Source organism: Bordetella petrii (assembly GCF_020991325.1).
GTDB classification, from domain to species: Bacteria; Pseudomonadota; Gammaproteobacteria; order Burkholderiales; family Burkholderiaceae_B; genus Bordetella_A; species Bordetella_A petrii_E.
Genome location: NZ_JAJMLX010000294.1, coordinates 1 through 5,408, shown reverse-complemented (window position 1 = coordinate 5,408; position 5,408 = coordinate 1). Strand labels below are relative to the sequence as shown.

Sequence of the window (5,408 nt, the reverse complement as noted above, 5' to 3'; positions counted from 1 at the left end):
GACGTACGTTTCGCGCAGCGCAATGGATCGCAATCGGGTACGCCTATGCCGCCTCTCGTCGAAGCAATCCTGGGTTGGGCCACAGTCGCGCTGGGCGCACTGGGCTTGATCTGCATGATGATCTGGCCGCTGACGCCGGACCGGTGGGTGTTCGAGGCCGGCTATGCGTGCGTGCCCGACGGCCGGGACCTGATCCTGTCGCCGCGGCGCATGCGCATGGGTCACTTCGTGTGGTGGTCGTTCGGCTTCGGACTGAGTGCGTTGGGACTGGCCTGCATGACGGGCGTACCGCTGCTTGCCGGGAGCGTCACCCGTGACGAATTGCATGCGTGGTACGAATGGCTCGGGCTTGGCGTCTTCGGTGTGTTCGTCGCCGGCGCGGGCGTGCTGTTGATCTGGATCGGCCGCAAGCTGATGCGCGCGCGCTGGTTTGCCGGTCCGCTGCGCGAAGCGCATTTCTGCTGGCGCGACGACGAACGCTGGATCGATATTCGCACCACGCGGCTGCTGCGCAAGCCGGTGCTGAGTAGCTACGCGTGCCGCGATCTGGAGCACCTGCTGGTCGGTGGCCGGAAAAGTATCGACGGCGCGGTCGTGGCCGGTTCGCGGGTGAAGATCCAGAGCGACTTGGCGCAGCTCGTGCTCGTGTTTCGTAGCCGTCAGCCGATCGACCTGATGGGGCGGATCAACGATGGCGAGCAAGCGCGCCGCATGGCCGCCATTATCGGCGCCACGGGCAGCGATGCGCCGCTGGCCCTGGCGGGCGACGGGTTCGCCCAGACGGCGTCCTGGCTGGGGTTGGCGGTATTCGCCCTGGTGGCCGTGTTGTTCTACCGCCGCACGCTGGCCGGGGCACAGGCCCGGACCTAGCGCGTGGTTTTCGCGTCACAGGGCGGCAGGGCAGCCGCCCTGGTCCGATGGCGGACAATCGGGGGCCGTAGACGGCATCATCCAGGATGTTGCACGGCGCATTCTGCCGCGGAATGCCGCCATGCCGACCGGTCGGGCCGATCGGCGCCGCGGCGGCGAGACAGGCGTAATTTCTAAGGGTTATACTTTTGGGCCATAGGCTTTCGAGGCTTGTACGCGCCTTCTGCCCCTGCTATCCGCTAACGGGAAGCCCGTGTCGCGGAAGGTTTTCCTGCATCGCACCGAGTGAAGCACTCGTCAAGGTGAAGCAATATATGTCTTCCGAATCAGAATCCCTATCTTCCTCCTATCTGTTTGGCGGAAACGCCCCCTACGTCGAAGAACTCTACGAGTCCTATCTCGACAATCCCGGATCGGTACCTGACAACTGGCGCGAGTACTTCGACCAGCTGCAGCATGCGCCCGCCACCGACGGCCAGGAATCCACGCGCGACCAGGCGCACGCCCCCATCGTCGAGTCCTTTGCGCTGCGTGCCCGCAGCAATGGCTTCGTGCAGCAGTCGGTGCAACCCGACCTGTCCATGGCCAGCAAGCAGGTCTCGGTGCAGTCGCTGATCGCCGCCTACCGCTCGCTGGGCTCGCGCTGGGCCGATCTCGATCCGCTCAAGCGCCAGGAACGCCCCCCCATTCCCGAACTGGATCCGTCGTTCTACGGCCTGACCGAAGCCGACCTGGACCAGACGTATTCGGCTACCAACACCTACTTCACTACCGCCAGCACCATGACGCTGCGCGATATCCTGAAGGCGCTGCGCGACACGTATTGCCGCAGCATCGGTGCCGAATTCACCCATATTTCCGATCCGGCCGCCAAGCGCTGGATCCAGGAACGCCTGGAAAAAACCTTCGGCGCGGCTTCCTACACCGCCGAAGAAAAGCGCCACATCCTGCAGCAGCTGACCGAATCCGAAGGGCTCGAGCGTTTCCTGCATACCAAGTATGTCGGCCAGAAGCGCTTCTCGCTGGAAGGCGGCGAAAGCTTCATCGCCTCGATGGACGAAGTGGTGAATCACGCCGGTGAATCCGGCGTGCAGGAAATCGTGGTCGGCATGGCCCACCGCGGCCGCCTGAACCTGCTTGTGAACATCATGGGCAAAATGCCCGGCGACCTGTTCGCCGAGTTCGAAGGCAAGCACGCCGAAGGCCTGACCGACGGCGACGTGAAATACCACAACGGTTTTTCCAGCGATATTTCCACCCGTGGCGGTCCGGTGCACCTGTCGCTGGCGTTCAACCCGTCGCACCTGGAAATCGTCAATCCGGTGGTCGAAGGCAGCGTCCGTGCGCGCCAGGAACGCCGTGGCGACCACGAGGGCAAGCAAGTGCTGCCGGTTCTGGTGCACGGCGACGCCGCCTTCGCGGGCCAGGGCGTGGTCATGGAAACCCTGAACCTGGCGCAAACCCGCGGCTACGGCACGGGCGGCACGCTGCACATCGTCATCAACAACCAGATCGGTTTCACCACGTCCGACCCGCGCGATTCGCGTTCCACGCTGTATTGCACCGACGTGGCCAAGATGATCGAGGCGCCCGTGTTCCACGTGAACGGCGACGACCCCGAGGCCGTGGTGTTCGCCACCAAGCTGGTGCTGGACTACCGCATGCAGTTCCGCCACGATATCGTGCTGGACATCGTCTGCTTCCGCAAGCTGGGCCACAACGAGCAAGACACCCCGTCGCTGACGCAGCCGCTGATGTACAAGCGCATCGGCCACCATCCCGGCACCCGCAAGCTGTACGCCGACAAGCTCACCGCGCAGGGCGTGCTGGGCGAGGGCGAAGGCGACCAACTGGTGAAGGATTACCGCCAGCTCATGGAAGACGGCCAGCGCACCATCGAACCTGTCCTGACCGACTACAAGAGCAAGTACGCCATCGACTGGTCGCCGTTCCTGGGCGCCAAATGGACAGACCAGGCCGACACGGCCGTGCCCCTGGCCGAACTGAAGCGCATCGGCGAGCGCATCACCACGGTGCCGGAAGGCTTTACCGTGCACCCCCTGGTGAACAAGCTGCTGAACGACCGCCGCAACATGGCCAAGGGCGAGATGAATCTCGATTGGGGCATGGGCGAGCACCTGGCTTTCGCCACGCTGGTGTCCTCGGGCTACGCCATCCGCATTACCGGCCAGGATTCGGGCCGCGGCACGTTCACGCACCGCCACGCCGTGCTGCACGACCAAAACCGCGAACGCTGGAACGACGGCACCTATATCCCGCTGCAGAATGTCTCCGACGGCCAGGCGCCGTTCACCGTGATCGACTCGGTGCTGTCCGAAGAGGCGGTGCTGGGCTTCGAGTACGGTTATTCCAGCGCCGAACCCAATACGCTCACCATCTGGGAAGCGCAGTTCGGCGATTTCGTCAACGGCGCCCAGGTCGTCATCGACCAGTTCATCAGCTCGGGCGAGGCCAAGTGGGGCCGCCAGTCGGGCCTGACCCTGATGCTGCCGCACGGCTACGAAGGCCAGGGTCCGGAACACTCGTCGGGCCGCATCGAGCGCTTCCTGCAGCTGTGCGCCGACAACAACATCCAGGTCGTGCAGCCCACGTCGGCTTCGCAGATCTTCCACCTGCTGCGCCGCCAGATGATCCGGCCGTTCCGCAAGCCGCTGGTGATCTTCACGCCCAAGTCGCTGCTGCGCAATAAAGACGCGGGCTCGCCGCTCACCGACCTGGCCGGCGGCAGCTTCCGTCCGGTCATCGGCGAGGTCGACGACGCCATCGACGCGGCCAAGGTCAAGCGCGTGCTGGCTTGCTCGGGCAAGGTCTACTACGACCTGGTGAATGCCCGCCGCGAGCGCCAGGCCGACCACATCGCCATCATCCGTGTGGAACAGCTTTACCCGTTCGCCCACAAGTCGTTCGAAACGGAATTGCGCAAGTACGGCAAGGCGACCGAAGTCGTCTGGGTGCAAGACGAACCGCAAAATCAAGGCCCGTGGTTCTATGTCCAGCATCACTTGTACGAGAACATGGCCGAAGGCCAGAAGCTCGGGTATGCCGGCCGCCCGGCGTCGGCATCGCCCGCGGTGGGTTACCTGGCCAAGCACCAGGAACAACAGAAGGCGCTGCTGGAGCAGGCTTTCGCCGCCAAGTACAAAGGCTTCATGCTGACCAAGTAAGTCCAGCTGACATCGAACTCTCAATCAACGGAACTCATTACCATGGCCATTACTGACGTTGTTGTCCCCCAATTGTCCGAATCCGTGTCGGAAGCCACGCTGCTTACCTGGAAGAAGCAGAAGGGCGCCGCTGTCGAAGCGGACGAAATCCTGATCGAAATCGAAACCGACAAGGTTGTGCTGGAAGTGCCGGCGCCTGCGTCGGGCGTGCTGGCCGATATCGTCGAAGGCGACGGCAGCACGGTTACGTCGGGGCAACTGATCGCCAAGATCGATACGGCTGCCAAGGCTGAAGCGGCTGCCGCTCCGGCCGAAGAGCCCAAGGCAGAGAAGGCCGAGAAGGCGGAAAAGGCTGCCGAAAAGGCCGCCGCTGCGCCGGCGTCGTCGGGTTCGTCTGGCGTGGCGTCGCCCGCCGCGTCGAAAATCTTGTCGGAAAAGGGCGTGGATGCCGCCAGCGTGGCTGGTACCGGCCGCGATGGCCGCGTGACCAAGGCCGATGCCCAGGCTGCCAGCGCTCCGGCCAAGTCGGCCGCGGCGCCGGCGCCCACCTCGGTGTCGCTGGACGGCCGTCCAGAGCAGCGCGTGCCCATGAGCCGCCTGCGCGCCCGCATCGCCGAGCGCCTGCTGCAGTCGCAACAGGAAAACGCCATCCTGACCACGTTCAACGAGGTCAACATGCAGGCCGTCATCGACCTGCGCAACAAGTACAAAGAAAAGTTCGAGAAAGAGCACGGCATCAAGCTGGGCTTCATGTCGTTCTTCGTGAAGGCCGCCGTGGCCGCGCTGAAGAAGTTCCCGCTGATCAACGCGTCGATCGACGGCAAGGACATCATCTACCACGGTTACTTCGACATCGGTATCGCGGTGGGCAGCCCGCGCGGCCTGGTGGTGCCCATCCTGCGCAATGCCGACCAGCTTTCCATCGCCGAAATCGAGAAGACGATTGCCGATTTCGGCAAGCGCGCGGCCGACGGCAAGCTGGGCATCGAGGAAATGACGGGCGGCACGTTCTCTATTTCGAACGGCGGTGTGTTCGGTTCGATGCTGTCCACTCCCATCATCAACCCGCCGCAATCGGCCATTCTGGGCGTGCACGCCACCAAGGATCGCGCCGTGGTTGAAAACGGCCAGATCGTGATCCGCCCGATGAACTACCTGGCGCTGTCGTACGACCACCGTATCATCGACGGCCGCGAGGCCGTGCTGGGCCTGGTGGCCATGAAGGACGCGCTGGAAGATCCGCAGCGTTTGTTGCTGGACCTGTAATCGGCTTGTTGGCACGGGCGAAAGAGGAATGTTTTCTTCTGTCGCGCCGGGCCGGGGCCTGCGGGCCCCGGCGTGGCGGGCCCTGCC

Annotated in this window: 2 protein-coding genes and 1 pseudogene; all 3 read left to right on the top strand. The window is 64.0% G+C overall.

Annotated elements, in window-relative coordinates; translation table 11 throughout:
* Positions 1-870: pseudogene (locus tag LPZ50_RS21190) on the top strand (hypothetical protein); the annotation flags it as partial.
* Between the two features lie 314 nt (positions 871-1,184).
* Positions 1,185-4,055: a 2-oxoglutarate dehydrogenase E1 component gene (locus LPZ50_RS21185; RefSeq protein ID WP_230664687.1), complete on the top strand. Its 2,871-nt coding sequence runs from the start codon at positions 1,185-1,187 to the stop codon at positions 4,053-4,055.
* Positions 4,056-4,097: 42 nt separating this feature from the next.
* A complete protein-coding gene (gene odhB, locus LPZ50_RS21180) occupies positions 4,098-5,321 on the top strand; it encodes a 2-oxoglutarate dehydrogenase complex dihydrolipoyllysine-residue succinyltransferase (protein ID WP_230664685.1) in 1,224 nt (407 codons plus the stop codon).
* Positions 5,322-5,408: the final 87 nt, after the last annotated feature.